General features: G+C 64.3%; 22 protein-coding genes. 7 read left to right on the top strand and 15 right to left on the bottom strand.

Annotation, left to right across the window (positions count from 1 at the left end; genetic code table 11):
- Position 1 precedes the first annotated feature (1 nt).
- The 10 genes from V0R59_RS16055 to yaaA form a co-directional block, all read right to left on the bottom strand.
- On the bottom strand, positions 2-1,459 hold the full coding sequence (locus V0R59_RS16055; RefSeq protein ID WP_330076603.1) for an MBOAT family O-acyltransferase: 1,458 nt from the start codon (positions 1,457-1,459) through the stop codon (positions 2-4).
- A gap of 205 nt (positions 1,460-1,664) precedes the next feature.
- Positions 1,665-2,756: a mannuronate-specific alginate lyase gene (locus V0R59_RS16050; protein ID WP_330076604.1), complete on the bottom strand. Its 1,092-nt coding sequence runs from the start codon at positions 2,754-2,756 to the stop codon at positions 1,665-1,667.
- A gap of 7 nt (positions 2,757-2,763) precedes the next feature.
- A complete protein-coding gene (locus tag V0R59_RS16045) occupies positions 2,764-4,191 on the bottom strand; it encodes an alginate O-acetyltransferase (protein ID WP_330076605.1) in 1,428 nt (475 codons plus the stop codon).
- Positions 4,192-4,204: 13 nt separating this feature from the next.
- Complete coding sequence (gene algG / locus V0R59_RS16040) at positions 4,205-5,767, bottom strand: mannuronan 5-epimerase AlgG (RefSeq protein ID WP_330076606.1); 1,563 nt, start codon at positions 5,765-5,767, stop codon at positions 4,205-4,207.
- An 18-nt stretch (positions 5,768-5,785) separates the two neighbouring features.
- A complete protein-coding gene (locus V0R59_RS16035; RefSeq protein ID WP_330076607.1) occupies positions 5,786-7,273 on the bottom strand; it encodes an alginate export family protein in 1,488 nt (495 codons plus the stop codon).
- Entirely contained in the window at positions 7,270-8,658 is a 1,389-nt protein-coding gene (gene algK / locus V0R59_RS16030) for an alginate biosynthesis TPR repeat lipoprotein AlgK (RefSeq protein WP_330076608.1), read from the bottom strand. The genes V0R59_RS16035 and algK overlap by 4 nt, the downstream gene beginning before the upstream one ends.
- Before the next feature lie 127 nt (positions 8,659-8,785).
- On the bottom strand, positions 8,786-9,952 hold the full coding sequence (locus V0R59_RS16025) for an alginate biosynthesis protein Alg44 (protein ID WP_330076609.1): 1,167 nt from the start codon (positions 9,950-9,952) through the stop codon (positions 8,786-8,788).
- A 38-nt stretch (positions 9,953-9,990) separates the two neighbouring features.
- The gene (gene alg8, locus V0R59_RS16020; RefSeq protein ID WP_330076610.1) at positions 9,991-11,472 is read right to left on the bottom strand and encodes a mannuronan synthase; all 1,482 of its coding nucleotides are present in this window, start codon (positions 11,470-11,472) and stop codon (positions 9,991-9,993) included.
- 70 nt (positions 11,473-11,542) lie between these two features.
- The gene (locus V0R59_RS16015) at positions 11,543-12,859 is read right to left on the bottom strand and encodes a nucleotide sugar dehydrogenase (protein ID WP_330076611.1); all 1,317 of its coding nucleotides are present in this window, start codon (positions 12,857-12,859) and stop codon (positions 11,543-11,545) included.
- An 888-nt stretch (positions 12,860-13,747) separates the two neighbouring features.
- Positions 13,748-14,527 carry a peroxide stress protein YaaA gene (yaaA, locus tag V0R59_RS16010; protein ID WP_330076612.1) on the bottom strand — a complete coding sequence of 260 codons (780 nt, stop codon included), beginning with the start codon at positions 14,525-14,527 and terminating at the stop codon, positions 13,748-13,750.
- Between the two features lie 121 nt (positions 14,528-14,648).
- Here yaaA and V0R59_RS16005 point away from each other — a divergent pair, with 121 nt between their 5' ends.
- The 6 genes from V0R59_RS16005 to V0R59_RS15980 all read left to right on the top strand — a co-directional run bounded on the left by V0R59_RS16005 (position 14,649) and on the right by V0R59_RS15980 (position 19,731).
- Positions 14,649-15,776 (top strand): polysaccharide deacetylase family protein, encoded by a 1,128-nt coding sequence (locus tag V0R59_RS16005; RefSeq protein ID WP_330076613.1) that lies wholly within the window; start codon positions 14,649-14,651, stop codon positions 15,774-15,776.
- 307 nt (positions 15,777-16,083) lie between these two features.
- A complete protein-coding gene (locus V0R59_RS16000) occupies positions 16,084-17,478 on the top strand; it encodes a PhoH family protein (RefSeq protein ID WP_330076614.1) in 1,395 nt (464 codons plus the stop codon).
- Between the two features lie 100 nt (positions 17,479-17,578).
- Positions 17,579-18,052 (top strand): cyclic pyranopterin monophosphate synthase MoaC, encoded by a 474-nt coding sequence (gene moaC, locus V0R59_RS15995; protein WP_330076615.1) that lies wholly within the window; start codon positions 17,579-17,581, stop codon positions 18,050-18,052.
- On the top strand, positions 18,049-18,294 hold the full coding sequence (locus V0R59_RS15990) for a MoaD/ThiS family protein (protein WP_330076616.1): 246 nt from the start codon (positions 18,049-18,051) through the stop codon (positions 18,292-18,294). The genes moaC and V0R59_RS15990 overlap by 4 nt, the downstream gene beginning before the upstream one ends.
- Before the next feature lies 1 nt (position 18,295).
- Positions 18,296-18,742 carry a molybdopterin synthase catalytic subunit MoaE gene (gene moaE / locus V0R59_RS15985; RefSeq protein ID WP_330076617.1) on the top strand — a complete coding sequence of 149 codons (447 nt, stop codon included), beginning with the start codon at positions 18,296-18,298 and terminating at the stop codon, positions 18,740-18,742.
- Between the two features lie 209 nt (positions 18,743-18,951).
- Entirely contained in the window at positions 18,952-19,731 is a 780-nt protein-coding gene (locus V0R59_RS15980; RefSeq protein ID WP_330076618.1) for an ABC transporter substrate-binding protein, read from the top strand.
- A gap of 96 nt (positions 19,732-19,827) precedes the next feature.
- Here the strand turns inward: V0R59_RS15980 and V0R59_RS15975 are convergent, their stop codons facing one another.
- The 5 genes from V0R59_RS15975 to V0R59_RS15955 form a co-directional block, all read right to left on the bottom strand.
- The gene (locus V0R59_RS15975) at positions 19,828-20,448 is read right to left on the bottom strand and encodes a helix-turn-helix transcriptional regulator (protein WP_330076619.1); all 621 of its coding nucleotides are present in this window, start codon (positions 20,446-20,448) and stop codon (positions 19,828-19,830) included.
- 76 nt (positions 20,449-20,524) lie between these two features.
- Complete coding sequence (locus tag V0R59_RS15970) at positions 20,525-21,655, bottom strand: NAD(P)/FAD-dependent oxidoreductase (RefSeq protein WP_330076620.1); 1,131 nt, start codon at positions 21,653-21,655, stop codon at positions 20,525-20,527.
- A 15-nt stretch (positions 21,656-21,670) separates the two neighbouring features.
- Positions 21,671-22,621, bottom strand: coding sequence for an ornithine cyclodeaminase family protein (locus V0R59_RS15965; RefSeq protein ID WP_330076621.1), 951 nt, complete (start codon positions 22,619-22,621; stop codon positions 21,671-21,673).
- 157 nt (positions 22,622-22,778) lie between these two features.
- Positions 22,779-24,209 carry an ATP-dependent RNA helicase RhlB gene (gene rhlB, locus V0R59_RS15960; RefSeq protein WP_330076622.1) on the bottom strand — a complete coding sequence of 477 codons (1,431 nt, stop codon included), beginning with the start codon at positions 24,207-24,209 and terminating at the stop codon, positions 22,779-22,781.
- A 102-nt stretch (positions 24,210-24,311) separates the two neighbouring features.
- On the bottom strand, positions 24,312-24,968 hold the full coding sequence (locus V0R59_RS15955) for an alpha/beta hydrolase (RefSeq protein ID WP_330076623.1): 657 nt from the start codon (positions 24,966-24,968) through the stop codon (positions 24,312-24,314).
- Between the two features lie 335 nt (positions 24,969-25,303).
- Here V0R59_RS15955 and V0R59_RS15950 point away from each other — a divergent pair, with 335 nt between their 5' ends.
- Positions 25,304-26,332: an amino acid ABC transporter substrate-binding protein gene (locus tag V0R59_RS15950; RefSeq protein WP_330076624.1), complete on the top strand. Its 1,029-nt coding sequence runs from the start codon at positions 25,304-25,306 to the stop codon at positions 26,330-26,332.
- Positions 26,333-26,427: the final 95 nt, after the last annotated feature.

The following is a 26,427-nucleotide window of genomic DNA, read 5'->3' as shown; positions in this document are numbered from 1 at the left end:
CTCAGAACTGGAAGTAGAGGAAGGGCGAGTAACTCTGCGCCGAGAGCTTGAGGATCGAGGCGACGAACAGCAGCAGCACCAGCACGCGGGTGGCGTACAGGCTCCAGTCCAGGCCGACGCTGCCGTCGTGGTGCACAACCACCGGGCTGGCCTTGGCCGTCGGCTTGGCATTGCGGTAGAAGTCGCGCAGGCCGAACCACGCCAGGGTGATGTAGGCCAGGATCAGGGTCGCCACTTGCAGGCCGGTGAGGCTGGCGCGGTTGAGCTCGGACAGGTTCCAGTCACCGAGGCTGAACATGGCGGCGTACATGCGCCCGGCCACGTGCAGGTTTTCGGCGCGGAAGATCACCCAGCCGATCACCACGAGCAGGAAGGTGAAGGCCCACTTGACCGGGTTGAAGCGCTGCGGATTGGTGTCGAGGCCCAGCGCCCGCTCGATCGCCAGCCACATGCCGTGCCAGGCGCCCCAGATGATGTAGGTGAAGTTGGCGCCGTGCCACAGGCCGCCCAGGAGCATGGTCAGGAACAGGTTGCGGTAGGTGGCGAAGGTGCCGCCGCGGTTGCCGCCGAGGGTGATGTACAGGTAGTCGCGCAGCCAGGTCGACAGGCTGATGTGCCAGCGCCGCCAGAACTCGGTGATCGACTGGCTGATGTACGGCTGCTTGAAGTTCTCCATGAAGCGGAAGCCCATCATCAGACCCAGGCCGATGGCCATGTCGCTGTAGCCGGAGAAGTCGAAGTACAGCTGCGCGGTGTAGGCCAGGGCGCCGAGCCAGGCATCGCCCGTGGTGGGGTTTTCCAGGGCGAAGCAGTGGTCGGCGACCACCGCCAGGGTGTCGGCGATGAACACCTTCTTGATGAAGCCCTGCATGAAGCGGGTGCAGCCCTCGGCGAACTTGTCGACGGTGTGGGTGCGGTGGTTGAACTGGTCGGCCAGGTCCTTGAAGCGCAGCACGGGGCCGGCGATCAGGTGCGGGAAGATCGCGACGAAGGCGGCGAAGTCGATCAGGTTGCGGGTGGCCGGGGTGTCGCCGCGGTACACGTCGATGATGTAGCTGATGGACTCGAAGATGTAGAACGAGATGCCGATCGGCAGCAGGACGTGGGTGAGGATGAAGGGTTCGAGACCGAAGGAGGTCATGATCGCGTTGATGCTGTCGACGCCGAAGTTGGCGTACTTGAAGTAGCCGAGGATGCACAGGTCGACGGCCACGCCAAGCAGCAGCCAGCGTTGCGCGGATTTCGTGCGTACGCCGGCGGCGCCGACTTTCAGGCCGATCCAGTAGTTCCACAGGGTGACGCCGGCGAACAGGGCGAGGAAGTCCACCCGCCACCAGGCGTAGAACAGGTAGCTGGCCAGCAGTAGCAGCAGGTTGCGATAGCGTTGCCCGCTCAGGTAGTACAGGCCGAGGAAGGTCGGCAGGAACAGGAACAGGAACACGTTGGACGAGAAGACCATCCCGGTTCTCCTTGGTGGTCAGCTACGGGGCAACAGCGCCCCCCAAACCCCCCAGCCATCTGGCTGAGGGAAACCGATAAATCAGTGTCGCTACGGTCCCTGTGGGAGCTGGCTTGCCAGCGATAGGGCCAGCAGGTTCAGCGGAGGTGCCCAGGCGGGCCTCATCGCTGGCAAGCCAGCTCCCACAGGGGGTGTGCAACGGCCGCTACTTGCGCTCCGCCGCCGGGTCGTACACCCGGGTCACATCCCCGCCGAGGCGGAAACTGTTGAACGGCTGCATGCCATGCCGGCGCTGCTGCACGTCGCCAGTGCACTGGTAGAGGCTGCACCACGGCTCCAGCCAGGCGTACTTGCTGTCGACCTTGAGGTCGTCCATGTCCTGCTTCTCGCCGTTGCGGTTCTTGAACTGCGCCGGATCCTTCGACCCGCTGAGCACCCGATCCCCCAGGCGCTTCAGCGCACCATGGTTCTCGTCCCGCAGGTCGACGCCATTGACCTGGGCGAAGCTGGCGATCATCGCCAGCGGCGGCAGGGCGTAGTTGTGGTAGGCGAGGGCGCGCTGCTTGCGCTTGAGCTCGTTGGGCAGGAAGCCCTGTTCGTCCACCTGGTTGGCGGCGACGCGGTATTCCTTGACGGACCAGTCGAACAGGTCGCGGCGGTCGGTGACCACGGCCGTGGCCATCACTGACCAGGCCGCCCAGTAACTGTGGTTGTTGATCTTCTCCAGGGGCAGGTCGCTCCAGTCGCGAACCACCTGCTCGGCGAGACGGCCGAACCATTTCTCGATTTCCTCGGCCTGGGCCTGGTGCGCCGCCAGCGGCCGCGCATTGGAGAACTTCAGGCGCAGCCACGAGCCGCTGAGGCTGCCCAGCGCCCATTTGCGCATGGACTTGCCGGTGTGGTTGAAGTCCGTCGACAGCAACGCGTCGGCCCGCGCCCAGGTGTCCAGCCAGGTCAGCGCACAGTCGAGCTGCGCCGGGCGGCCATCGCGCATGTAGCGGGTGACCTGCTGGGCGACACCGCGCTCCAGGGTGGTGATGTCCTTGGTGGAGTCGCGGAAGGCTTGCTCCGAGGCGCGGTTGAGGGTGGCGCGGGCCTTGTCCGAGCCTTCGTACTTGCTGCGGAACTGCAGGCTGCCGGTGTAGGGCTTCGGCACGGCTTCGCATTTGAAGTCGCCGTCGCCGGTCTTCTGTTTCTCGATGCCGGCGTAATAGCCCGGCGGCGGGACCAGCGCGGCCATGGCTTGCCCGGAGAGGGCAAGCAGCACGGCGCTGGCAAGCATGCTGAATCTGTTCATGGTGTCCTCACAATCCGGCCTGGGCATTGCCCGGGGCGCCGCGTTTGCACAGGGTGGCCTGGACCTTCTGGCTGCCGTTTTCCGGTCCTTGCAGTTCGACGGCGAGCAGGGTCTGCCCGGCCCAGTCCTCGTCCTCTCGCAGCTGGAAGGCGAAGCGGCCGTCGGTGTCGGAAGTGGTCGGCTTCTCGATCTTGATGTCCTCGTGGCGGCCGTTGAGGTACCAGAGGGTGGCCTGCAGGACCTTCACCGAGGTGTCTTCGAAGCGCACGTCGAGCTGGTGGTTGCGGTTGGTCAGGTCCTTGATCACGCCGTTGCGGCCGTTGACCATCAGTTCGTTCTTGCCCGGCTTGAGCGCGGTGCTGGCGCTCATCTGCGCCGGCTTGCCCTCGCAGCCGTTGTCGAGCAGGGCGAGCATCTGCCGCCAGATGGTTTCCTGGTTCAGCGGGTACAGCGGGGAGAATTCCCAGACCAGGATCTTCGGCGGGTTCTTCTTGAACTCCTCGCTGCCCAGGTACTGGATCATCGAGCCTTCCAGGCCGCCGCCGGGGAAGGCGACGTTGAGCACGTCGGCGCCGATGTACTGTTCGAGGAAGCCGGCGAAGTTGTAGTTCTTGCCGCTGTGGCTGGTGCCCACCAGGGTGATCTGCGCGTTGCCGCTGTCACCGAAGAGATCGTCGCCGCCGCTTTCGCCCTTCGGCTCGGTGGCGAACTGATCCATGTACTGCACCGCGTAGCTGGTGCCGCAGAGCTGCCCGGCGACGTTGTGCAGGGTGCCGGTCTTGCCCATGCGCCCGGATTTCTTCGTCTCGAACTCCTTGCGCGGAATGCCCTCGAAGGCCGGCATGCCGTGCACGGTGTCGGCGACGATCTTCGCCGCGCGCTCGGCGCCGTACGGGGTCCAGTGCTGGTCGCCGCGGAAGTAGAAGTCCTTGCCCTGGTCAGCGGCCGCCAGTTGCTCGTTGGTCAGCGGCGACAGGTCGGGAACGTTGTAGCCCATCTTGCGGAAGCGCCCGAGCATGGCCTGGTAGTTGCCCAGGGCCTTCTGGTAGTCGAACCTGGCCTTGTCCTCGGGGTTGAGCATGTTGCGGTTCACCAGGCCGCGGGTCGGCTGGTAGACCACCACCAGCTCGATGCCGCGGGCCTTGAAGGCATCGTGCAACTGCTGCAGGCGCTTGTAGCCGGCCGGCGTGGTGTCGAACTCGGTGCGCAGGTCTTCGCGGGTACGGAACAGCCAGTCGCCCTTGGCCTGCACCAGGGTGGTGAAGTTCTGCTGGTAGCGGGTGGTGTAGCGGCTGGCGTCGTGGGCTTGCGGGCAGAGCTGGCAGCACGGCTCGGCATGGAAGGCCGGGGCCTGCACGTCGGCGGCGCTGGCGCGATCGGCCAGCGCCATCAGGGCGGCGCTCAGGCCAAGCAGTTTGATCAGGTGTGGCGTCATGGTCTGGGCTTCCTCAGTCGAGCATTTCGGTCTGGCGTTCGACCGGGTCGATCAGCACGGCTTTCTGCTGGCGCACCATCAGGTCGAGGATCTCGTCCTGGCGCTCGCCGAGCACACCGGAAAAACTGATGCCGCTGGCCTTGCTCGGGGCCAGCATCGATACGCGGTACAGCTCCACGCTCAGCGGCGAGTCGATGGACAGCGGGCCACTGCCGTTTGCCGCCAGCTCGCCACCCACCACGATCAGCGAGACCTTGGTGTCGAAGGGGTCGAGGGCGATGTCGCGGTCGGTGTCGGAGAGGTCCTTGATGTGGCCGTAGACGCCGACCAGGCCGTTGGCCATGGCGAGGTTTTCGTAGAGGCGGATATTCACGCTGTTGCGCACGCGGATGCCGTGGCGGCGGTTGCTGATCAGCTTGTTGCCCCAGATCAGGTTGTCGCCGCTCTCGTACAGGGTGATGCCGTCGGTGTGGTTGCGGTAGATCTCGTTGTAGGCGATCAGGTTGTTGACGCTGTTGCGGTCGATCACCACGCCGGAGAGTTTGTTGTCGTAGCTCTTGTTGTTGATGATCCAGCTGTCGTTGACCTCGCGGGAGATGATGATCCCGTGCTTCTTCCTGGTCCCGTAGACGGTGTTGCCGGCGATGACCAGGCGGTGCGAGCGGTCGTGGGGGTCGATGCCATAGACGATGTTGTCGTGGTAGGTGCTGTCCTTGACCACGAAGTCGCTGGTCTCGTAGCAGTAGAAGCCGTACCACATGTCGCTGAAGGTCGAGCCGATGATCCAGCCGGTGGGTTCGGCGCGGCCCATCTGCTTGGCCATGTTCGGCGTGTACTGCGAGATGCTCACGCCGTAGGACTTGCTCTTGGCATAGCCGAAGCTGGCCATGGTGCTGTTGACGATGTAGGTCTCGGTGCCGCCCCAGGACAGCAGGAAAGGACGGAATTCATCGGGCTTGCGGAAGCTTGCCGGGCCGTTGTCCTGTTCGCGCCAGCCGATCACCCGGGTGTCGCTGACGAACAGCTTGCCGTCGTTGACCAGGAACGAGCCGCCTTCCTGGGACAGGCGCAGCTCCTTGACCTTGCCATCGATTTCCAGGGTCGCGCCGTGGCCGACCACGATCGGCAGGCGGGCCAGGTACACCCCTGGCGAGGTCTCGCGCAGGTAGCGCTCGGGGACTTTCTTCGCCAGCGTGGTGAAGTCGACATGACCGCCGTCGATGAAGATCGCCTGGGGAATGCCGTGCTGGCGCACCACCCATTCGGCGCCCTTGTTGTCGCCGCCGATGAACTCCTTGAGGCTGTTTTCCTGGAGCATGCGGCGCACCGAGACCTTGCCCGGTTTCGAGCGGTCGATCTTCTTCTGCACGGCCTCGGCGGTGTAGCCCGACAGGTCCGGCAGCTTCGGCGGGTCCATGTGCAGCGGCTCCACCGGCGCGCTGCTGACGGTGTAGGTCTTGGCGTGCTGCAGCTCCTTGGCAACCGGTGCCGCCTGGCCATTGGCCTGGGCGATGCCGGCGGCCAGCAGCAGAGTGCCGGCCAGCAGGGCGTGAAGCGGGTTCGCGTGAAGGTTCATGTCAGTGCTCTCCGCCCATCAGAAGCGCCAGACCACGTCGATGAAGGCGCGGTGCATGTACGAGTCGGCCTCTTTGCCGTAGGCGTCGCCCGGCTTGAACACGCCGCCGCGAAAGCGCACCAGCGCCGAGGGTTCGTCGATGGATTTGCTCAGCGCCGCCGGCAGCAGGCCTTGCTTGAAGTACTTGGTGACGACCAGGTCCATTTCCTGGCCGACGTCCTTCTCGCCCTGGACCATCGGACGGTTGATGCCGCCATCGTCGACCACCGCGTTGATGCCGCTGCTGCCGATGTTCTGGTCGCCGTCGACGCGCCAGAACTTGTGGTAGATCAGGCTGGCGTCGTAGTCGTCGCGCAGTTGCCAGGAGGTGAACAGGGTCGCTGCCTGGAGGTTGCCCAGCTCGCCGCGGAAGGCTTCGCCGAAGCGGTGTACGCGCGAGCGGGTGCCGGTCCAGTTGGAGCGGTTGGACTCCAGGCCGGTCTGCTCGTAGTTGTTCGAACCATCGTCGCCGCCACCGCCGCTGCCACGGGCATAGGCCGCGCCCACTTGCCAGTTGGGGTCGAGGCGCAGGCGGATGCCGAGGTCGGTGGCCCAGGCGTTGACGTCGCCGCTCTGCTTGCCGGTGGCAACCTGCTCGCCATTGACCGTGGTGGTGCCGAGCGTGTCGCGGTCGCCGGTCAGCCAGGTCACGCTGCCCCAGTAGTTGACGGTGTTCTGGTTGCGCCAGTTGTAGGCGTCGCTGTTGGCTTCCAGGCCGAGCCAGGTGAGGTCGCCGGTGCGGGTCTTGTCCAAGGCGTCCACGGTCTCGCCGGGGTTCTTCAGCTTGCCGTCGTCGTGGCTGTGGTGGGCGCGCAGGCCGACCCAGTGGCCCGGGGTCCACTGCGCGGCGACGTCGCCGTAGACGTGCAGGCGGTCCTTGTCCTCGGCAGCCAGCTCGGTGAGGTCGGTGCGGTATTCGCTGAAGCGCTCGGCGACGCCGAGGTTGGCCCGCAGCAGGGTGGTGTCGAAGGTCCAGTTCAGCGCTTCGATATTGGTGTCGCGCCACATGCCGTCGTCGTTGCGCAGGCGCTGGCGGCCGAAGCGCAGTTCTTCGCCGGGGTAGGCGGTGAGGCCCTTGTAGCCGACCCAGAACTCGCGCATGGCCAGGTAGCTTTTGTCAGCCTTGCGGCTGTCGTCGCTGTTGTTGCTGTCCTGCACTTCGCTGCCGTCGGCGGACTGGCGGCTGGTGTCGGTCTCGATGATGTCGGTGGCCGCCACGGCCTGGCCCATGGCGTAGGCGCTCCAGTTGCCGCGCTCGAAGAACACCCAGGGGCGCAGGTCAAGGCCGAGGCCGTTGACGTCGCCGCCATCGCGGGTGCCGAGGTCGCGGTCGTCCTCGGACTGGCCGGTGACCTTCACTTCCAGGCCGAAGTTCTTTTCAGCGGTTTCGGCGGCCAGGGTCGGGCAGGCCCAGAACAGGGCGAAACCCAGGCCGAGACCGGCTTTCATCCACGGATTGAGCATCATAGCGACGAGTCCTCAGCTTCTTCTTCGGGGCTTTGCACGGCTTGCAGGGCCAGGGCGCCGGGCCCCGGTCCCATGGCGCCGCGGGCGGCGCGTTCCTGCTCCAGCAGGCGCTGCGCGCTGGCTTTCTGTTGCGGGTTCAGTTGCGCATCCAGCTCGCCGGCGAGGGCGGTGGATTGTTCGCTGGGGTTGGCCTGCGCGAGCTGGGCGAAGACCCAGGCGTTGACCGGGTCCTGGCGAATGCCGTGGCCTTCGCTGAACAGCTGGGCCAGGGCGTAGTCGGCGCTGAGCTGGCCGCCGCGGGCGGCCTGCAGCAGGTGGTCGACGGCCTTCTGCGGCTCGACGGTGCCGAGGTAGCCGCGACGGTAGAGCTGGCCCAGGTAGTAATGGGCGCTGATCTCGCCGGCTTTGCCTGCGGCCAGCAGGTGGGTTTCGGCCTGCTGCGCATCGGCGGGCAGGGTCTTGCCTTCGTAGTAGAGGCGGCCCAGCAGCAGTTCGGCGCGGGGCTGTTCGGCGGCGCGGCCTTTTTCGATGTAGCCGAGCAACTGGTCGCTGTCGCCCAGTTCGGGGAAGTCGTAGAGCAGTTGTGCCAGGCTGACCCAGGACGCGGGGTTCTGCGGGGCGATGTCTTCCAGCAGGGCCTGGGCGGTCTTTTCGTCGGTCTGGCCGAGGCTGCGGTCGGCGAGCACGCGGGCCACGCTGTCGACCCGGCTGGCCGGGATCTGGCCGCGCTGGTAGGCGCTTTTCATCTGTTCCAGCAGCGCCGCTTGCTGTTCGGGCTGGGCGCGTTTCTGGTAGACGGTGGCCAGTTCGACGTAGCAGATGTCGGTGCTGGCGAGCGCCGCCTTGCAGATGCGCTCGACCTCGGCCAGGTGCTGGTCGTAGGTGCCCTGGGTGCGGTACAGCAGGACCTGGGCCAGACCGGCCTCCGGGTAGCCGGCGGCGCGCCATTGGTCGACCTGCTGCTGCGCGTTGACCTTGGGGAAGCTCTGCGGGTATTGCAGGTAGAGCATCGCCAGGGGGATCAGGGTGTTGCCTTCGCCGCTGGCGAAGGCCTGCTTGAGCAGGGCTTCGGCTTCGTGGCGTTCTTCGTCGCTGGCGTCTGGCCTTGCGGCGAGCAGGCGGCCGAGGCGGGCCTGGGCGCGGGACGAGGTTTTCGCCGCTTCGCGGTAGGTGGCCTCGGCCTGCTTGAGCTTGGCCGGGTCACCGGTTTCCACCTGGATATCGGCGAGGCCGACCTGGGCTTCGCTGTAGCCGAGGTCGGCGAGCTGCCGGTAGTTGCGCTCGGCGGTAGCGGTGTCGCCGTTCTTCAGGGCCTCGTTGGCCAGGCGCTGGTCGGGGAGGCCGGCGCAGCCGGTGAGGCTGATGGCCAGGGCCAGGGCACACATCAGTGAGGGCTTAGCTCCCACAGGTCCAGTGTCGAACCCGATAGTGTGGCCAGCCTTGAACCCTGTGGGAGCTGGCTTGCCAGCGATCGAAGGCACCGCGAAATGACTGTTCATCGAAGAACCCTCTTCAGAGCCCATGCGCCATGGCGCTGTCGATCAGCCAGTCCAGCGACGGACCACGCTTGGCATTCACGCTGGCCGGACGCCCGACCAGTCCTGCCGGCATCGGTGCATCCGGCTTGATCTGCACGCGGATGTCCGAGGACAGGTCTTCGCTGTTCAGGCTGGTGCTGCTGACGATGATGCCGCTGCGCGCTTCATCGTCGCCGGCCACCTGGAAGTTCACCCGGGTACCTGGCTTGACGTCGTCGAACTGGCGATAGGTGAAACGCGCATCCACGGTGGGGTTGCTGGTCCGCGGGATCAGCTGGAAGATCGGGGCGCCCTTGGCCGCGTACTGGCCGTCGTCCACCAGTTGGCGGGCCACGGTGCAGTCACAGGGGCTGGTGAGGGTGCCGCTCATCTGCTTGCCGAACAGTTCCTCGACCTTGGCCGGCTCCAGTTGTTCGTCGTCCAGGTGGCCCTTGAGCAGATCGAGCATGCTGGTGCTGAACGAGGCCAGCGGCGCGCCCTTGACCACGTCGGCGCCGTTCTCCACCAGGGCCTGCACGGTACCGTCGCGGGGCATGGTGACCTGGGTGGTGGGCACGCTGACCACGCCGGCTTCGGCATGGCTGACGAAGTACACGCCGTACACCGACTTGGCGATGAAGCCGAAGGCCGCCACGCCGACCACGAACACGCCGAGGCTGAAGGTCACTGCCCGCAGCCGGCCCAGCGGGCTGAGGCCGCCGCCCTCGTGCTTCTGCTTGCGCGCCTTGGTGAAGTTGTCGCGCTGCAGGGTGCTGAGCACGTCGCCGATGCCGATCAGCTCGCCCGACAGGTGCGAGGTGATGATGTGGCGCAGGGTGGCGATGTCGCGCGGTTCGAGGTTCTGGAACTCGACGCCGGTACGTCCGGTGTTGGCGTTGTACATGCGCACCAGGAACTCGACGTCCATCGACAGGCCGAGGTTGTCGACGGTGAACTGCAGGCGCCCGCGAATCACCTCGCCGATGGTAAGCGGCTGCTTGGCGTGGAAGCTCATGCCGCCGGCGGAGAGATCGTCGATCTTCACTTCCAGGGCTTCGCGGTTCTCGCCCAGGTAGCGCAGTCTGGCGGGGATTTTTACCCGGGCATGCTGGCGCTGGGTCTCGGATTCATGCACGACATTGACGTTCACGGCGGTATTCATGGTGATGTTTTCCTGTTGGATCCGTAGGGGGCTGCGACTCACACGACCACGAACAGCACAGCAACGAAGATGCTGGCCGCCGAGAAGGTCATGGTCCGTGAGGACCAGGTGTTGAACCATTGCTGGAAGCTGGCGAGGTCGCGTTTGAGGGCGGTGGGCTGGCGGGTCCAGGACTGGCGGTCGAGACGGAAGAACACGTAGATCTTCATCAGCGCGCCGACGATCTGGTTGTAATAGAGGATCAGCGGGTAGGCCGGGCCGATCTTGTGCCCGGAGCACAGCAGCATGATCGTCAGGATCAGGCGGGTGATGCCGATCCACAGCAGGTAGGCGAGGAGGAACTTGGCGCCGAACTTGAAGCTAGCGATCATCGCCACGGTCAGGCCGAGCAGGCTGGTCCACATCGACACGCGCTGGTCGAACAGGACGATGCTGGTGAACAGGCCGAGGCGGCGCATGCCCAGCCCGAGGGCGCGGGAGTTCTGCCGCAGGTTGTTGCCGTACCAGCGGTACATGAGCTTGCGGCTGGCCTTGAAGAAGCTCTTCTCCGGCGGGTGCTCGACGGTGTTGATGTCGGCATCGGGCACGTAGAAGGTGTCGTAGCCCAGGCGCATCAGGCTGAACCAGCTGGACTTGTCGTCGCCGGTGAGGAAGCGGAAGCGGCCGAGACGCCAGTGGTACAGCGAGTCGCTTTCCACGTCGGCGATGAATTCGGGGTTGGTCACTACGGTGGCGCGGAACATCGACATGCGCCCGGTCATGGTCAGCACGCGCTTGGACAGGGCCATCGAGCACATGTTGATGTGGCGCTGGGCGAAGCGCAGCTTGTGCCATTCGCTCATGACGTAACCGCCGCGCACTTCGCAGAATTCGTTGGTGGTCAGGCCGCCGACGTTGCCGAACAGCTTGAACCAGGGCACGGTCTTGCGGACCACTCCTTCGCCGAGCACGGTGTCGCCGTCGATCACCGCGACCACGGCGTTCTCGTCCGGCAGGTGGCGGGAGATGGCGCGGAAGCCGAAGGCCAGGCCATCGCGCTTGCCGGTTCCGGCGATGCGCACGAAGTCGAGGCTGACACGCTCCGGCGGGTTGTACTTGGCCCACAGGCTCTTGATCAGCAGCTCATCGGACATTTCCACCAGCGAGCAGACCACGGTGGTCGGGTAGCCGCAGTCGATCGCTTCGCGGATCACCGAGCTGTAGACCTGGGCGGTGGTCAGGGCGTCGATGCGGAAACTGGTGACCATCAGGTACACGTGGGACGGGTCGGCCGCGGCGCCGAGCTTGCGCACCTTGCGCCGCAGTCGCGGGTAGACCACGTAGAGGAACAGCATGCCGCGCACGAAGTGTGTCGCGCCCATGGAGTAGCGCCAGATGCCGACCGCGCCGATCAGGAACAGAAAGTCCTTGGAGTCGGGGTCGAACAAGGTGTTGGGCAGGGCCAGGGCGATCAGCATGAGCAAGCTCACGTAGAACAGCCAACCGGCGGCCTGCAGCAGGCCGTGCTTGAGGCTTTGCATGTTCAGCATCCGTATCGGTGACGGGACGGTGGTTGGAACGCGCGGGACCTGGCGGCCCCGCGCGGCCTGCTTACCAGCAGATGCCTTCGGTACGGCTGACCGGGCAGGTGGCCTTGCTCATGAAGCCCACCAGGTCGATGACCTGCTTGCCGGCCGGGGCCTGCTGGGCGAGGGCGCGGAACTGCTCGTCGCGGTTGCCGAGGACGATGATCTCGGCGTCTTCGATGACCTTCTGGAAATCGGCGTTGAGCAGGGAGGAGACGTGGGGGATCTTCGACTCGATGTAGTCCTTGTTGGCGCCGTGTACGCGGGCGTACTCGACGTTCTGGTCGTAGATGTTCAGCTCGTAGCCCTTGCCGATCAGGCGCTCGGCCAGTTCCACCAGCGGGCTTTCGCGCAGGTCGTCGGTGCCGGCCTTGAAGCTCAGGCCGAGCAGGGCGACCTTGCGTTTGTCATGGCTTTCGATGATGTCGAAGGCGTTCTGCACCTGGGATTCGTTGCTGCGCATCAGCGAGTCGAGCAGGGGGGCCTTCACGTCGAGGCTGCTGGCGCGGTAGGTGAGGGCGCGCACGTCCTTGGGCAGGCACGAGCCGCCGAAGGCGAAGCCCGGGCGCATGTAGTACTGGGACAGGTTGAGGGCCTTGTCCTGGCAGACCACGTCCATCACCTCGCGGCCATCGACGCCCACTGCCTTGGCGATGTTGCCGATCTCGTTGGCGAAGGTGACCTTGGTCGCGTGCCAGACGTTGCAGGTGTACTTGATCATCTCGGCGACTTCGATGTCCTTGCGGATGATCGGTGCGTCGAGTTCTTCGTAGAGGGCCTGGAGCACGTCGCCGCTGGCTTTGTCCAGTTCACCGATGACGGTCATCGGTGGCTGGTCGTAGTCCTTGATGGCGGTGCTTTCGCGCAGGAACTCCGGGTTGACGGCGACGCCGAAGTCGACGCCGGCCTTCTTGCCCGAACAGTCTTCGAGGATCGGGATCACCACGTTCTTCACCGTGCCCGGCAGCACCGTGCTGCGCACCACGATGGTGTGGCGGCTGGCTTTTTCGCGCAGGACGAAACCGATCTCGCGGCAGACCGACTCGATGTATTCGAGGCCCAGGTCGCCGTTCTTCTTGCTCGGGGTGCCGACGCAGATCATCGACACATCGGTGTCGCGGATGGCCTGGGAGAAATCGGTGGTACCGCTCAGGCGGCGGTTGGCGATGCCTTGTTGCAGCAGGGTTTCCAGGCCGGGTTCGACGATGGGCGACTTGCCCTGGTTGATCAGGTCGATCTTGGTTGCCGAGACATCCACGCCGACCACCTCATGGCCCCGGGCAGACAGGCAACCGGCACAGACTGCACCCACATAACCCAAACCAAAGATGCTGATACGCATCGCAATCACCTCATGTAGTTAGCTACGCCGATTCCATTCACAGAACCGGACCGGATTGAATTACCAGCCGTTTTCCGGGCGCACGAAGCCGCTCCGTTAGTTCGCGGTTTCGAACGCAGGCATAAGTAATGTGTGAGTGCGAAAACATTGCACTCATTAAGGCAGGCAAAGGCCATAAAACGGGGCATGCCCCAAAACGCTAGCCGTCTTTATTGCAGTACCGAACTTTCAATACTGCTGTGCTTGTTTTTTCAAGTGGATAAAATCCTTTGAAATCAACCACTAGGACGAATTTTGAGTGCGTCTTCTCCTGGGCGAGAGCGGCGCTCCGGACGGGTTCCGGGCGGGGGCTCTACTGATCCTTGAAACTTTCGATATGCATGTTTGTTATGTAAGTCATTTCTCACATGACGCAGGAAAATCGTTACGGGTGGTATGAGCGGGGGAGTGGGGGAGAAGTTCCGGGGGTGGCAAAGTGCTGGTGAAAGAATTTTTAATATTTTTTCCGATATGGATGCTTTCAATCTGATAGCACGCGGCAGTTTCACCCCGATATATAAAGGGCGAACTTGAGGTGAGATGGTTTTGTGCCAGTACGTGAAATTTTTTCAGGATTTTTCGTCAAAAAACTACGAACGGTCTTATGGCGTTTTGCGATAACGGTGGGGTGGTGGTTTTATGGCGCCGCAATATTGGCGGCTTTGCTCGGTTTGCAGCTTGGTGCTGATGATCTCACCGCGGCCCCTGTGGGAGCGGGTTCACCCGCGATTACGGTATTGAATTCACCGACGTAATCGCGGGTAAACCCGCTCCCACAGGGTCTGTGCTGGACTCGAGAGAGATGTGTAGATACACATGCAGCGATAAGGCCCTCGGCATCACAGCAAATCAGTCGTCAGGATGATCGCGCAGGAACACCAGGTTATCCGGCTTCGACAGCTCGGCACTGTAGTAGTAGCCCTGCACATCGAACTGCTTGAGCTTCTCCGGGTCCTGGATGCGTTCCTGGATGACGAAGCGACTCATCAGGCCACGGGCCTTCTTCGCGTAGAAGCTGATGATCTTGTACTGGCCGTTCTTCTGATCACGGAACTCGGTGTTGATCACCCGCGCCTTCAGGGCACTGCGTTTCACCGCGCTGAAGTACTCGTTGCTGGCCAGGTTGAGCAGCAGGTCGTCACCCTGCTCGGCCAGGGCCTGGTTCAGCCATTCGCTGATCCGCGTGCCCCAGAAGGCATACAGGTCCTTGCCGCGGGCATTGGCCAGCTTGGTGCCCATTTCCAGGCGGTAGGGTTGCATCAGGTCCAGCGGGCGCAGCAGGCCATAGAGGCCGGAGAGCATGCGCAGATGGTCCTGGGCATGGCTGAAGTCGTCCTCGCTCAGGCTCTCGGCGTCCAGTCCGGTATAGACGTCACCCTTGAACGCCAGCAGCGCCTGCTTGGCGTTGGCCGGGGTGAAGTCCGGGGTCCAGCTGCCGAAACGCGCGGCGTTCAGGCCGGCGAGCTTGTCGGACAGGTGCATCAGCTCGCTGATCTGCGCCGGCGACAGTTCGCGCAGTTGCAGGATCAGTTCCTGGGAGTCGTCCAGGTATTGCGGCAGGGTGTGCCGCGTGGTCACCGGCGGGGTGTCGTAGTCGAGGGTCTTGGCGGGGGAAATCACCGTCAGCATGAGGTCGGCTCCTTGAATCGTCGGGGGATTCTACGGGGCAGGGCCGATGTTCTCCAGCTATCGCGGCGATAGGCGGACGCGCTGCTATAGTGGCCGGCGGATCAACCGAAGAGTTTCTACCGTGCGCCTAGTCCTCGTCGCCCTGACCGCCTTGCTCGCCTTCGGCGTCCAGGCCGCCCCGCAGCAGATCGCCATTTTCGACCGCAGCCACTGGCCGGAAACCCTCGACACGCCGGTGCTGTTCGATGTCGCCTCGCGCGCCGAGATCCTGTCCTTCGCCCGCGTGCTGGCGGAAACCGAGTCCCTCGACGACACGACCCTGACCGCCCGCCTGCAATTGCGCCAGGCCAACCTGCCCATGGTCCGCGAAGTGCGCGAACGCCTGTGGCGGGACCTGTGGCGCAATTACGACATGGCCCAGCAGAGCTGCGAGCAGGACGCCTCGTTCTGCTATGCGGTGGAAAACCTGGGGGACCTGCGCCGGACCGCCGCCACGTTCGCCGTCGCTGCCGATTCCTTCTATGCCGGCTGGGCCGAACCGAGCCGGCAGTTCCATATCGCCTACCTCAACGAGCTGCTGCGCAAGGCCGCCCTGTTTCCCCAGACCGCCAGCGAGGTGGCGTTCTTCTCGCCGCAGGAGGTTACAGGCGATCGCCTCAATGACCGCCTGTTCCTGCTCAGCTTCGACGGCGGCCCGAGCCTGCTTCCCGGTAGCACCGAGGCCCTGGCTACCTTCCTGCGCAAGCAGAAGATGGAGGGGCTGTTCTTCGTCCTCGGGCAGAACCTGCAGAACCGCCGCGACAAGCAGTCGATGCAGGCGCTGCGCGACATCTATCGCGGCCAGTGCGTCGGCACCCAGGGCTGGCAGCATCGCTCCCACGCGCAATGGCAGGACTGGGAAGACTCGGTGATCCGTGGCGTGGCGCGGGCGCAGAGCGACCTGCCGGAGCAGTACGTGCCGTTGTTCCGTCCGCCCTGGGGCCAGCGCCGCGCCGACAGTCCGGCCTTCTTCGCCAGCCAGAACCTGCGCGTCACCCTGTGGGACATCGACGCCCAGGACCTCAGTCCACTCACCGCAGAGCAGTCGGCGCAGCGCACCCTGACCCTGATGCTGTTGTGGCGTCGTGGCCTGATCCAGCTGCATGACAGCCAGCCGAAGGCGCAGGAAGTGGTGACCTGGTTGCTGAGCAACACGGCGCAGAGCGGGATCGGTTGGGAAGGGTGCAGGGACTTCGCCGAGGGGCGATGAGAGGCAATCGGGCGAAACGTTTCAACGGGGTCCACTCCTGACTGTAGTCGCGCTTTTCCCACCCGCCAAGGGCTATTCGTCAAACCGAAAAATAAACTTCACTTACAGGTAAAAACGCTTTTTCCGGTAATGGTTTTTGCGGTATGTAGGAATCAGACGGCCGAATCCTGCAGCCAGGTGGCGTCTTAGGACTCTCCTTATTGCAGGTGCGCTTCCCGCCCGTAACAACGCGGATACGGGAAGAACGGCGGTCACTCTGCGGTGCGGCAGTAGCGCACCGTGTAGCTCCCACATAAGGTGACCGAGTATGGATGACCAAGGACGCACTTCTTCCTCCAACCAGCCAATCCTGTATGTGTTGGACACCAACGTCCTGATTCACGACCCCAACGCCCTGCTCAATTTCGAAGAACACCACGTCGCCATTCCGATGACGGTGCTGGAAGAACTCGACAAGCTCAAGACCGGCAAACACACGGTCGCCGCCGAATGTCGCCAGGCCATCCGCCTGATCGACCAGACCCTCGGTGATGCGACGCCTTCCGATGTCGAACTGGGTGTGCCCATCCAGCGCGGCAAGAGCGGTCCGAAGGGCTCGCTGTCGATCCTGATGAACCAGCGCAGCGAACCCAATCGCCTGCTGCCGGAGCACCTCAACGACAACATCATCATCAACCAGGTCCTGGACTTGCGCGCCAAGTACAAGGATCGCGACGTGGTGCTGGTGACCAAAGACATCAACATGCGCCTCAAGGCCCGCGCTTGTGGGATCGCGGCAGAGGACTACAGCACCGACCAGCTGGTTGACGACGTCAGCCTGCTTTCCAAGGGCTATCACTCGGTCACCGGTTCGTTCTGGGACCGTGTCGCCAAGGTCGAGACCCGTCAGGAGCGGGGCCGTACCTGGCATCGGGTGCAACTGATCGACAACCTGCCGGCAGTGCACGTCAACGAGTTCATCATCGATGAGCAGGGCTTCGTCGGCTGGATCAAGGGCATCAAGGACAGCGAGCTGCTGCTCCTCGACCTGCACCAGGAGCCGTTGCTGCACCAGGAAGCCTGGGGCCTGAAACCGCGGGATATCCACCAGGGCCTGGCGCTGTTCGCCTTGCTCGACCCGGACATCCACCTGGTCAACCTGACCGGCGCCGCCGGCTCCGGCAAGACCATCCTGGCCCTGGCCGCGGCGATCGAGCAGACCATGGTCAGCAAGCGCTACCGGCGCATCATCGCCACCCGCAGCGTGCAGGGCCTGGACCAGGAGATCGGTTTCCTGCCCGGCACCGAGGCGGAGAAGATGGAGCCCTGGCTCGGCGCCATCACCGACAACCTCGAAGCCCTGCACATGGACGACGAGAGTACCCACGGCAGTGTCGAATACATTCTCGAAAGGGTGCCGCTGCAGTTCAAATCCCTGAACTACATCCGCGGGCGCAGCTTCCAGCAGAGCCTGATCCTGATCGACGAATGCCAGAACCTCACCCCGCACCAGATGAAGACCATCATCACCCGTGCCGGCGCCGGTTCGAAGGTGATCTGCCTGGGCAACCTGGCGCAGATCGACACCCCCTACCTGTCGGCCACCAGCTCCGGGCTGACCTACCTCACCGAGCGCTTCAAGGACTTCCCCAACGGCGTGCACATCACCCTGCAAGGGGTGCCGCGGTCGATTCTCGCCGAGTACGCGGAATCCCATCTGTAACACCCACCGCCGGGCGGCCCAGCGCCGCCCGGCTTTTTTTCGCTGCCAGATCCTGACTCGCGGGTTTACAATCATCGCCCCCGATCAGGAGTTCCCCCTCGTGTTGACTCATCTCGATTCCCAAGGTCGCGCCGCCATGGTCGACGTCACTGACAAGGCCGTGACCCACCGCGAAGCCGTGGCCGAAGCGCGGGTGCGCATGCTGCCGCAGACGCTGAGCATGATCGTCGACGGCGCCCACCCCAAGGGCGACGTGTTCGCCGTGGCGCGCATCGCCGGCATCCAGGCGGCGAAGAAGACCAGCGACCTGATTCCGCTGTGCCATCCGCTGATGCTGACCAGCGTCAAGGTCGAGCTGAGCGCCGAAGGCAGCGACTGCGTGCATATCGTCGCGCGCTGCAAGCTGTCCGGGCAGACCGGGGTGGAGATGGAGGCGCTGACCGCCGCCAGCGTTGCCGCGCTGACCATCTATGACATGTGCAAGGCGGTGGACCGCGGCATGACCATCGAGAACGTGCGTTTGCTGGAGAAGCTCGGCGGCAAGAGCGGCCACTACCAGGCGGAAGCGCAATGAAGATCAAGGTGGTGTATTTCGCCCGTTACCGTGAGCTGCTGGGGCGCGATGGCGAGACCCTCGACGGCGCTTTCGCGCGCATCGAGGATGTACGCCAGGCCTTGCTCGGCAAGGGCGAGGCGTACGCGGTACTGGCCGAGCAGAACCTGATGTGCGCGCGCAACCAGGACCTGTGCAAGCCTGAAGAAGTCCTGGAAGACGGCGACGAAGTGGCCTTCTTCCCGCCGGTCACCGGAGGTTGAGATGAGTGTCCGGGTCCAGAGTGCGCCCTTCGATCCGGGGGCAGAGACCAATGCGATGCATGCGGCCAATGTCGGCGTCGGCGCGGTGGTGGCGTTCGTCGGCTATGTGCGCGATTTCAACGATGGCCTGGAAGTGGCGGGGATGTTCCTCGAACACTATCCGGGGATGACCGAGAAGGCCCTGGGCAAGATTGTCGTCGAGGCCGAGCAGCGCTGGCCGCTGCTCAAGGTCGAGGTGCTGCACCGCATCGGCGCGCTCGAACCGGGCGAGCCGATCGTCTTCGTCGGGGTCGCCAGTGCCCATCGCCAGGCGGCGTTCGACGCCTGTAACTTCATCATGGACTACCTCAAGACCCGCGCACCGTTCTGGAAGAAAGAGCAGACCAGCGAAGGGGAGCGTTGGGTGGAAGGCAAGCAGAGCGATGCCGATGCGGCGGGGCGCTGGTAGGCATCTTTCCTGAAGTTTGCGTAAACCCTGTGGGAGCGGGTTTACCGGGACGCCGCTCCCACAGGGTTTTGTGTTGTTTGCTCTGGTTGTGTTTTTGTACGATAAAGTCCAGTATGGATTCATAAGTACAAAATAATTCCGGGCCCAGCGTCCGACTCCTTTCCTCTGTCTTGTCACCCCAACACAACAATGAGCGAGAGAGCCCCATCATGAAGACCTCCCACCTGATTGCCGGTCTGGCCCTGGGCCTGCTGGCCAGCAGCCCTCTGTTCGCGGCAGACAAGCCTCTGCGCATCGGCATCGAGGCCGCCTACCCACCCTTCGCCTACAAGACTCCGGAAGGCAAGATCGCCGGCTTCGACTACGACATCGGCAACGCGCTGTGCGCCGAGATGAAGGTCGAGTGCCAGTGGACCGAGCAGGAATACGACGGCCTGATCCCGTCGCTGAAAGTGAAGAAGATCGACGCCGCGCTGTCCTCGATCACCATCACCGAGGACCGCAAGAACTCCGTGGACTTCTCCCACAAGTACTACTTCACCGGGGCCCGCCTGGCGATGAAGGAAGGCGCCCAGGTCGACGACCAGTACGAGGCACTGAAGGGCAAGCGCATCGGCGTGCAGCGTGCCACCACCACCGACCGCTACGTGCGCGCGGTGCTGGAGCCGAAGGGCGTGATCGTGGTGCCGTACACCACCAACGAAGAAATCTACATGGACCTGGTCGCCGGCCGCCTGGATGGCGTGTTCGCCGATACCATCCCCCTGCAACTCGGCTTCCTGGACACGCCGAAAGGCCAGGGCTTCGCCTTCGCCGGGCCGGAGCTGAAGGATCCGAAGTTCGTCGGTGAAGGCGCCGGTATTGCCGTGCGCAAGGGCAACACCGAACTGGTCACCAAGCTGAATGCCGCCATCGACGCGATCCGCGCCAACGGCGAGTACCAGAAGATCCAGTCGAAGTACTTCAAGAACGATATCTACGGCGATTGATCTTCAAGCCATCGGGGCTGCTTCGCAGCCCTTCGCGACGGTTCGGCGCCCCGACAAGCTCGCTCCCACTGGGCCGCAAGGCGGCCCCGGTTGGAATCAGGCCTTCAGTTCCTTCAGGTGCTTGTACACCGTCGCCCGCCCCATGTTCAGCACGTTGGCCACGTAGTTGGCCGCACTCTTGCCCTTGAACGCGCCCTCGGCATGCAGGGCCAGGACCAGTTCGCGCTTGTGGTCGCGGTTGAGCAGGTTGAGGCTGAGCTGGCGCTGGCGCAGCCAGCCGTTGAGGAAGGTGTTGATGCGCTCCTGCCAGTCGTCGCGGAACAGCGCATCCGGCTGCGGGATCAGCTTGCTCGGCGAGAGGAACAGGTCCAGCGCCGCCTTGACGTTCTCGAACAGGGAAATGTTCAGGTTGATGCACAGCACCGCCAGCGGTTGTCCGTCCGGGTCGCGCAGCACCGTGCTCAGTGAGCGGATCTTCTGCCCGTCCCAGTTGAGCTTTTCGTAGGGGCCGATATTGGTCTCGTCGGTGCCTTCCTCGAACATGTCTTCCAGCGCCGCATCGTCGCCCACCTCCCGCTTGGACAGGTTGTTGGCGATGTAGTCGATCGTCTGCGTACGCAGGTCGTGCAGCACCACTTCGGCGTGGGGGAAGAACAGGGTGGCGATGGCGTCGGCGATCGCCCGGTAGTTCTGCAGGAATGGATCGGGGTTGGACATTCGGGCGGGCTCCGCGAAGGGGGTCAGCGCCCTTGGAGCAAGGGCGCTGGGAGTGTGCCGCAAACGCGCGGGGGCGTCACCCGTCCAGGCGTGCGGGTGACAGTTGCGCGGCGCTCAGGCCGAAGGCGGCGAGGGCGTCCGGCAGGGGTTCGCCACGCACCAGGGCGGCACTGGCCTGGCCCATGGCCGGCGAGGTCTGGATGCCGTAGCCACCTTGCGCGGCAACCCAGAACAAGCCCTCCACCCGAGGATCGAAACCAGCCACCAGGTCGCCATCGGCGACGAAGCTGCGCAGCCCGGCCCAGGTGCGGAATGGCCGGCGGATGCTCAGGGTGGTGGCTTCCTCGATCAGGTAGATGCCGGTGGCGATGTCCAGTTCTTCCGGCTGCACGTCGTGGGGCTCGACCGGGTCGGCGTTGCACGGCGAGCCGAGGAGCATGCCGGCGTCGGGCTTCATGTAGAACGACTCGTCGAGGCTGACCAGCATCGGCCAGCCATGGCTGTCGATCTGTGCCGGGGCTTCGAAGATGAAGGCGGCACGGCGCTTGGGTTGCAGGCCAAGGGGGGCGGCACCGGCCAGTTGGCCGATCTGGTCGGCCCAGGCGCCGGCGGCGTTGATCAGCACCGGGGCACGGAACTGGCCGCGACCGGTTTCAACCAGCCATTGGCCTTCGGCATCCCGTTGCAGGCCGAGCACTTCGCAGTCGCCGTGGATCTCGCCCTGCTGGCGGCGGATGCCGCGCAGGTAGCCCTGGTGCAGGGCGTCGGTGTCGATATCGCTGGCGCTGGGGTCGAACAGCGCGCCATGGACTTTCTCGCGGCGCAGCACCGGCAGGCGCGCGCAGGCTTCGTCGGCACTGAGCAACTGCATTTCCGGCACGCAGGCGCGGGCGCTTTCGTACTGGCGCTGGAGCTCTTCGGCGTCGCCTTCGAAATCCACGGTCATCTCGCCGCGGGGCATCAGCAACGGATGCTCGGCGAAGCCGGCCGGTGGCTGGTCGAAGAAGGCGCGGCTGGCCAGGGTCAGCGCGCGTACCTGCGGGGTGCCGTAAGCGGCGGTGTACAGCGCTGCGGAGCGTCCGGTGGAGTGATAGCCGGGCAAGGTTTCCCGCTCCAGCAGCACGACCTTGCCGTGCGCTGCCAGCCAGTAGCCGGTGGAGGCGCCGGCGATGCCGGCACCGATGATGAGGTAGTCAGCCTGTTGCATGGCGATCTCCACGACTCACTGGCCGCGTTGCAGGTGATACAGGGCGTTGGCCAGGGCGACGTCTTCCAGGCCCAGGCCGATGGAGCGGAAGAACACGTGGCGCTGGTAGTCCGGGCGCGGGGCCTGGCCGCTGACCAGTTCCGGCAGATCGCCGCGGATGGCGTCCGGGGTCCAGCCGTGCTGTTCGGCGGCAAGGCGCATTTCGCCTGCGCTGCCCGGCGTTGTCTTGCGGTAGTCGCAGTAGACGTCCATGGCCGTCAGGCTGGCCGGGGGCACTTCGTGGGCTCGCACGGCATTGGTGCTGATGGAGGTGATCAGCGCGGGCTTGCTCAGCTTCGCCGGGTCGATGACCGGCTTGGCCGAAGAGGTGCAGAGCAGGATCACGTCGGCGTCGGCCAGGGCGGCATCGGCGTCGTCGTGCAGGCTCAGGCGCGGATCGGCCGAGGCCAGTGCGTCACGGTCGCTGGGGCTCAGGTCTTTCAGGCTTGGCGCGTAGAGGCGGATGTCCTGCCAGGGGCGCAGGGTGCGCGCGTAATGCAGGTGGGCGCGGGCCACCGGGCCGGCGCCGATGATGGTCAGGCGCCGTGCGGATTCCGGGGCGAGGGCATCCACGGCCACGGCGGTGGCGGCGGCGGTGCGCGCGGTGGTCAGCTCACCGGCGTCGCACAGCAGCAGGGGCTGGCCACTATCCATGGACATCAGCAGGGTCCAGGCGGTGACCAACGGGCCTTGCTCGCGAACGATGTACGGCGAGGTCTTCAGGCCGTAGACGCGGTCTTCGGCGAGCACGCCGCCGTAGTTGATGAAATCGCCCTGGCCGGCGGGGAATTCCACCATTTGCTGCGGCGGCTGCACCGCCTGGCCGGCGGCGAGGTCGCGGAACAGGTCGCGCATCACCCGGGGCACATCCACCTGGGCGAGCAGTTGACGGGCTTGCTGCTGATCGAGAACGAGGGGGGCGGACATCGGTGGACTCCGGGGCTGGGGTTTAAACTAATTTTTCCATTATGGACTTTTAGTTTATGTTTTTTCCATCCCGAGTTTGAAAATTGTTGAGCGCCTTGCGCCTCGGCAAAAAATCCAGGCATAAAAAAACGCAGTCCGAAGACTGCGTTCCTGGTGATCACCCGTGCTTCTTCGGCACTGGCTTGAGCAACTCCGTCGGCGGCATCTCGCAACTGATCTTGCGCCCCAGCAGTTCCTCGATCGCCGGCAACTGGTAGGAGTCGTCTTCACCGGCAAAGCTGATCGACACACCGCTGGTGCCGGCCCGACCGGTACGGCCGATACGGTGCACGTAGTCGTCCGGATCTTCCGGCAGGGTGAAGTTGATCACGTGGCTGATGCCATCGATGTGGATCCCGCGCCCCGCCACGTCGGTGGCCACCAGCACGGTGATACGGCCTTCGCGGAAGTTTTCCAGGGTGCGGATGCGCTTGTGCTGCGGCACGTCGCCGGACAGCTGCGCGGCATTCACGCCGTCGCGCACCAGGCGTTCCTCGATGCGTCGCACTTCGTCCTTGCGGTTGGCGAAGACGATGACCCGCTCCCACTTGTTCTCGGTGACCAGGTTGTACAGCAGCTTGTACTTGTCGCTGCCGGCCACGGCGTAGACGTGCTGCTCCACGGTTTCGCTGGCGACGTTCTCCGGCTCGATCTCGACGATGGCCGGGTTGGTGGTCCACTGCTTCGCCAGGTTCATCACGTCTTCGGTGAAGGTGGCGGAGAACAGCAGGGTCTGGCGCTCGGCCTTCGGCGGGGTCTGGCGAATGATCTGGCGCACCTGCGGGATGAAGCCCATGTCCAGCATGCGGTCGGCTTCGTCCAGGACCATCACCTCGACCATGTCCAGGTGCACTTCGCCGCGCTGGTTGAAGTCCAGCAGGCGGCCCGGGGTGGCGACCAGGATGTCGCAGTGGCGGGCTTCGAGAGCCTTGAGTTGCTTGTCGTAGTCCATGCCGCCGACGAAGGTCATGACGTTGAGGCCGGTGTACTTGGTCAGCGCCGCAGCGTCCTTGGCGATCTGCACCACCAGTTCGCGGGTCGGGGCGATGATCAGCGCCCGTGGCTCGCCCATGTAGCGCTCTTTCGGCGGTGGGGTCTGCTGCAGCTGGGTGATGATCGAGATCAGGAAGGCCGCGGTCTTGCCGGTGCCGGTCTGGGCCCGGCCGATGGCGTCCTGGCCACGCAGGGTGAAGCCCAGGACCTGGGCCTGGATCGGCGTGCAGTACGGGAAGCCGAGGTCGTGGATGGCGTGCATCAGCTCGCTGGAGAGCTTGAAGTCATGGAAACGGGTCTTGCCTTCCTGTGGCTCGACGACGAAGTCTTCCAGTTTCCAGGTCGAGGCCTGGGGTTTCGGCTTGCGCTCTCGGCGGGGCTTGGCGGCTGCCGGTTCGGTCTGTGCCGGCCGGGCCGTTTCGGTCTTGACCGGGGCCGCAGGGGCGGGGACGGGAGCGGGTGTCGGTGCGGGCGGCTGCATCACGGGGGCAGCGCTTTCGACGGCGAGTTGCTCAACCTCGCTCTTGCCGAACATCTTCTTGAGTGCTTTGAGCACGATCTTCTCGTCAATTGGTTAAGGAATGTACGCCGGGCAGTGTAATGCAAGATCCGGGCTCGGCGTAGTGGAATGAACCGACAACTACAGGGAATGCGACTTTCAGCGCAAGCGCTGCGCCAGCCAGGTGCCGATATCGCGGATTTCCTCGGGCAACACCTCGTGTTCCATCGGGTATTCCTGCCAGTTGACGCTGACGCCCCACTTCTTGAGGTGCTCGTAGGCGGTGCGGCCCATGACTGGCAGCACCACCGGGTCGTGCTGGCCATGCAGGCACAGCGCCGGGATGCGCTGCTGGCTGGCGGTGACCTGGGTGTCGTCCTTGAAGGTCGGGGCGTAGGTGGACAGGGCCAATACCCCACCCAGTGCGCCTTGCCACTTTATATAGGCAGTGTGCAGCACCACTGCGCCACCCTGGGAGAAGCCGGCGAGGACGATGCGGTTGGGGTCGATGCCGAGTGCGCGCTGTTCTTCGATCAGGGCGATGACCTGGGCGGCGGACTCTTCCAACTGCGCTTCATCGATGGCCCGGGCCGGGCTCATGGCCTTGATGTCGTACCAACTGGGCATTTCATAACCACCGTTGATCGTCACCGCGCGCGTCGGTGCCTGGGGCATTACGAAACGGGTGGAGAGCAAGTGTTCCTGCAGCGCCTCGGCCACCGGCATGAAGTCATAGCGGTCTGCGCCCAGGCCGTGCAACCAGATGACACAGGCGTCGGCGTTCTTTTGTGGTTCGAGAATCAAGGGTTTGGTCATGACTGCTCCGAATTGGTGCATGCGTTTTCACTGGGGTGCATGAAAAAAAGGCATGAAGTGATCACAGGTAAAAAAGATGTCGCATTGCTATAACTTTGCCAGCTGTAACGCACTGAAACGCTTTAGCGAAACGATCTGGTACGCGCTTTGCAATTCCACTGGGTACGTGAGGGAAGTAGCAATCAGCGGTAACACCCCTCATGGGAAACCCAAGGCTGTCACAGAACAGCGAATTGCGCCAATTGACCCAATAACAAGCCGAAAAGGGTCGGATGCGCCTCATAAGGGTGCGGTGCAAGCCGGCTCAACACAATAAGAGCGAACTGGAGGTTTTAATGAAGATGTTGAAGACCACCCTGGCAGTCATGACGGCTGCCGCAGCACTGGGCGTGAGCGCCATGGCCCAGGCGGGTGCGACCCTGGATGCAGTGCAGAAGAAGGGTTTCGTACAGTGCGGCGTCAGTGACGGTCTGCCGGGCTTCTCGGTACCGGACGCCAAGGGCACCATCGTCGGTATCGACGCCGACGTCTGCCGCGCTGTCGCGGCCGCCGTGTTCGGCGACGCCACCAAGGTCAAGTTCAGCCAGCTGAACGCCAAGGAGCGCTTCACCGCGCTGCAGTCCGGCGAAGTCGACGTGCTGTCGCGCAACACCACCTGGACCAGCTCGCGCGACGCCGGCATGGGCCTGGTGTTCGCCGGTGTCACCTACTACGACGGCATCGGCTTCCTGGTTAACAAGAAGCTCGGCGTTTCCAGCGCCAAGGAACTGGACGGTGCAACCATCTGCATCCAGGCCGGTACAACCACCGAGCTGAACGTTTCCGACTACTTCCGCGCCAACGGCCTGAAGTACACCCCGATCACCTTCGACACCTCCGACGAGAGCGCCAAGTCGCTGGAATCCGGTCGTTGCGACGTACTGACCTCGGACAAGTCGCAGCTCTACGCACAACGCTCCAAGCTGGCCGCGCCGACCGACTACGTCGTGCTGCCGGAAACCATCTCCAAGGAGCCGCTGGGCCCGGTGGTGCGTAAAGGCGACGAAGAGTGGTTCTCCATCGTGCGCTGGACCCTGTTCGCCATGCTCAACGCCGAAGAGGCTGGCGTCACCTCGAAGAACGTCGAGGCCGAAGCCAAGTCGACCAAGAACCCTGACGTCGCCCGTATGCTCGGTGCCGACGGCGAGTACGGCAAGGACCTGAAACTGCCGAAGGACTGGGTAGTACAGATCGTCAAGCAGGTGGGCAACTACGGCGAAGTGTTCGAGAAGAACCTTGGCAAGAGCACCCCGCTGCAGATCGACCGCGGTCTGAACGCCCTGTGGAACAACGGCGGCATCCAGTACGCGCCTCCGGTGCGCTGATTGGGCCGGCCCCCCGGGTGCTGTCCGGGACCCCCGGGGGGGGGGGTGGGGGGTTTTGGGGGGGGTGATGGGCAATCCACCCCCGGGGGGGGGCG

The sequence above is a fragment of the Pseudomonas ulcerans genome (assembly GCF_036324125.1).
In the GTDB taxonomy this organism is placed as follows: Bacteria; Pseudomonadota; Gammaproteobacteria; order Pseudomonadales; family Pseudomonadaceae; genus Aquipseudomonas; species Aquipseudomonas ulcerans.
This window is presented reverse-complemented; position numbering and strand designations above follow the sequence as displayed.

Bases quoted from the DNA above. Each gene is read 5' to 3' on its own strand.
- V0R59_RS16055 (WP_330076603.1), bottom strand. From the start codon at position 1,459: ATGGTCTTCTCGTCCAACGTGTTCCTGTTCCTGTTCCTGCCGACCTTC.
- V0R59_RS16050 (WP_330076604.1), bottom strand. From the start codon at position 2,756: ATGAACAGATTCAGCATGCTTGCCAGCGCCGTGCTGCTTGCCCTCTCC.
- V0R59_RS16045 (WP_330076605.1), bottom strand. From the start codon at position 4,191: ATGACGCCACACCTGATCAAACTGCTTGGCCTGAGCGCCGCCCTGATG.
- algG (WP_330076606.1), bottom strand. From the start codon at position 5,767: ATGAACCTTCACGCGAACCCGCTTCACGCCCTGCTGGCCGGCACTCTG.
- V0R59_RS16035 (WP_330076607.1), bottom strand. From the start codon at position 7,273: ATGATGCTCAATCCGTGGATGAAAGCCGGTCTCGGCCTGGGTTTCGCC.
- algK (WP_330076608.1), bottom strand. From the start codon at position 8,658: ATGTGTGCCCTGGCCCTGGCCATCAGCCTCACCGGCTGCGCCGGCCTC.
- V0R59_RS16025 (WP_330076609.1), bottom strand. From the start codon at position 9,952: ATGAATACCGCCGTGAACGTCAATGTCGTGCATGAATCCGAGACCCAG.
- alg8 (WP_330076610.1), bottom strand. From the start codon at position 11,472: ATGCAAAGCCTCAAGCACGGCCTGCTGCAGGCCGCCGGTTGGCTGTTC.
- V0R59_RS16015 (WP_330076611.1), bottom strand. From the start codon at position 12,859: ATGCGTATCAGCATCTTTGGTTTGGGTTATGTGGGTGCAGTCTGTGCC.
- yaaA (WP_330076612.1), bottom strand. From the start codon at position 14,527: ATGCTGACGGTGATTTCCCCCGCCAAGACCCTCGACTACGACACCCCG.
- V0R59_RS16000 (WP_330076614.1), top strand. From the start codon at position 16,084: ATGGATGACCAAGGACGCACTTCTTCCTCCAACCAGCCAATCCTGTAT.
- V0R59_RS15990 (WP_330076616.1), top strand. From the start codon at position 18,049: ATGAAGATCAAGGTGGTGTATTTCGCCCGTTACCGTGAGCTGCTGGGG.
- moaE (WP_330076617.1), top strand. From the start codon at position 18,296: ATGAGTGTCCGGGTCCAGAGTGCGCCCTTCGATCCGGGGGCAGAGACC.
- V0R59_RS15980 (WP_330076618.1), top strand. From the start codon at position 18,952: ATGAAGACCTCCCACCTGATTGCCGGTCTGGCCCTGGGCCTGCTGGCC.
- V0R59_RS15975 (WP_330076619.1), bottom strand. From the start codon at position 20,448: ATGTCCAACCCCGATCCATTCCTGCAGAACTACCGGGCGATCGCCGAC.
- V0R59_RS15970 (WP_330076620.1), bottom strand. From the start codon at position 21,655: ATGCAACAGGCTGACTACCTCATCATCGGTGCCGGCATCGCCGGCGCC.
- V0R59_RS15965 (WP_330076621.1), bottom strand. From the start codon at position 22,621: ATGTCCGCCCCCCTCGTTCTCGATCAGCAGCAAGCCCGTCAACTGCTC.
- V0R59_RS15955 (WP_330076623.1), bottom strand. From the start codon at position 24,968: ATGACCAAACCCTTGATTCTCGAACCACAAAAGAACGCCGACGCCTGT.
- V0R59_RS15950 (WP_330076624.1), top strand. From the start codon at position 25,304: ATGAAGATGTTGAAGACCACCCTGGCAGTCATGACGGCTGCCGCAGCA.